The sequence below is a fragment of the Actinosynnema sp. NPDC023658 genome (genome assembly GCF_040639995.1).
Lineage (GTDB): Bacteria > Actinomycetota > Actinomycetes > Mycobacteriales > Pseudonocardiaceae > Actinosynnema.
Genome location: NZ_JBFAAX010000756.1, coordinates 1 through 2750, shown reverse-complemented (window position 1 = coordinate 2750; position 2750 = coordinate 1). Strand labels below are relative to the sequence as shown.

The following is a 2750-nucleotide window of genomic DNA, read 5'->3' as shown; positions in this document are numbered from 1 at the left end:
GCCGGGGTGCGCCGAACCGCCGCGTCACAATGTCCAGCTCGGCCTGGGGCAGCACGTCCAGCTCGTGCATCCGGGCGTCCGGGTCGCGCACGACGGCGCGCAGCAGCGTCTCCCACCGGTCCAGCAGCCGCACCGCGGTGGTCTCGTCGAACAGGTCGGTGGCGTACTGGAGGTCGCAGTGCAGCCCCTCGGCGTCCACCACGGCGACGAACGTCAGGTCGAACATGGCCGCGTTGTCCGCGCCGCGCACCCGTTCGACGGTCAGCCCGTCCAGCTCCAGCGAGGACCAGCTGCCCTCCTGGTAGTCGAACAGCACCTGGAACAGCGGCGTCCGGCTGGACGACCGCTCCACCCGCAGCAGCTCCACGACCTGCTCGAACGGCAGGTCCTGGTGCGCGTAGGCGGCGGTGACGGTGTCGCGCGCACGGGCCGCCAGCTCACCGAACGCCGGGTTGCCGGACACGTCCGTGCGCAGAGCCAGCGTGTTGACGAACAGGCCGACGACGCGTTCGGTCTCCTCGGTGGCGCGGTTGGCGGTGGTGCCGCCGACCACGATGTCGGTCTGCCCGGTGTGGCGGGCCAGCAGCGCGGTGAACGCGGCGAACAGGACCAGGTAGAGCGTGACGCCGTGCCGGTCCGCGACCGCGCGCAGGTCGTCGACCAGGTCGGCGGGCAGGTCGTGGAACCGGCTGCTGCCCGTCGTGCCGCGCACGGACGGTCGCGGCCGGTCGGTGGGCAGTTCCAGCAGCGCCGGGGCGCCGTCCAGGGTGGCGGACCAGAACCGCTGGAGGCGGTCGAGCTCGGCGTCCCGCAGCGAGGCGCGCTGCCACCGCGTGTAGTCGGGGTACTGGATCACCGGCGGTGGCGGCACGTCGGCGGCACGGCCGGTCTCCCGGGCGTAGAACGCGGTCAGCTCGCGGAAGAACAGGTCCTGCGACCAGCCGTCGAACACGAGGTGGTGCCAGGTGAGCGCCAGCAGGTGCCGGTCCGGTCCCGTCGGGTAGAGGGCGGCGCGCAGCAGCGGTCCGGCGGTCAGGTCGAACGGGACGTCCGCCTCCCGCCACGCCTCGGCGCGGGCCTCGTCGGGCGACCGGTCGGCCAGGACCGGGAGGGGCACCCGCAGCTCGGACGCGATCCGCTGCACGGGCACGCCGTCGACCAGCGCCACGGACGTCCGCAGCGCCTCGTGCCGGGCGACGACGGCGTTGAGCGCGCGCTCCAGCGCGTCGGGCCGCAGCGGGCCGGTGATGTCCAGCAGCTCCGCGATGTTGTACGCGGCGCTGTCGGGTTCGAGCTGGTCGATGAACCACAGGCGCTGCTGGGCGAACGACAGCGGCACGTCCTCCGACGACTGCGCGGCGCTGATCACCGGGGCGTCGGCCGCGGCGGTGTCCGGCGGGGTGTCGGGCAGCAGGGAGGTCAGGTGACCGGCCAGGTCCTTCAGCACCGGGAACTGGAGCATCTGCCGGACGGTGATGCGCACACCCCACTTGCGCCGGACGCGCACCACCACCTTGGTGGCCAGCATCGAGTCGCCGCCCGCGCCGCGGAAGAAGTTCTCGTCCCGGCTCACCCGACCCCGGCCCAGGACGTCGGCCCACATGGCGGCCAGCTCGCGTTCGACCGGTGTCGTCGGTTCGACGAAGTCCTCGGCGTCGGCGGCTGCGTCCGCACCGGTCCCCACGGCCTCCACCGTGCCGTCCCGGCGGACCCGCGCGATGCGGCCGTCCGCCCGGCCGTCCGTCCACACGCGACCGGGCACGCCGACGGGAACCGGTGCGCCGTAACGGTCCCGGAGCACCGCCTCGACGCCGTCCAGCACGACGGTCGCCTCCGCCTCGTCGGCCAGCGCGAGGTCACCGACCCTCGTGCCGGGCGCGGTCAGCAGCGCGTCGAGCACGACGAGGTAGTGCGCGGCCAGCGCCTCGACGGTCGGCCGGTCGAACAGGTCGGTGGCGTACTCGAAGCGGCACTCGACGCCGTGGTCGTCGTACTCCACGGCCAGCTCCACGTCGAACTTCGCCGTGTCGTTGTCCAACGCGCGCAACCGCACGTCCAGCCCGGCCATCTCCGGCGGCGGCGTGGTGGCGTTGACCGAGCACATGACCTGGAACACCGGGTTCATGCCCGCGCCGCGCTGGGCGTCCAGCGCGTCCACCACCCGGTCGAACGGCACGTGCTGGTGCGTCAGCGCGTCCAGGGTCTCCGCGGTCACCCGTTCCGCGACCTGCGCCAGCGTCGGGTTGTCGGACAGGTCGACGCGCAACGCCACCGAGCTGCCGAACCACCCGACGGCGGACTCCCCGACCACGCGCGTCCGGATGCCCACCGGCACGCCGACGATCACCCGGTCCTGGTCGCCGTAGCGGTGCAGCAGCACCGCCAGCGCGGTCGTGACGCCGGTGAACAGCGACGTGCCGCCGAGCCGGGACCGCAGGTCCGCGGGCACCGGCACCTCGACGTTGTCGCCGCGCGTGCTCGACCCGTCCGGGCGCGGTCGGTCCGCCGGGATGCCGGCCTCACCGAGGTGGCCGGACAGGCGTTCGCGCCAGTGCGCGAGCTGCGCCTCGAACAGCGGGCCGCCCGCCTGCTCCGCCTCCCACACCGCGTAGTCCGCGTACTGGGCGGCGGGAGGCAGGGTCGCGGGCACGCCCCGGACGCGTGCGGAGTACAGCTCACCGAACTCGCGGAACAGGGTGGTCTCGGACCAGCCGTCGGTGACGATGTGGTGCTGGTTCTGCACGAGGTGG

At 73.7% G+C, this 2750-nt stretch carries 1 protein-coding gene; it reads right to left on the bottom strand.

The genetic code is table 11. The annotated features are described in order from the left end of the window. The coding region (locus tag AB0G02_RS34280) for a condensation domain-containing protein (protein WP_360802764.1) at positions 1-2750 on the bottom strand (2750 nt) is incomplete at both ends.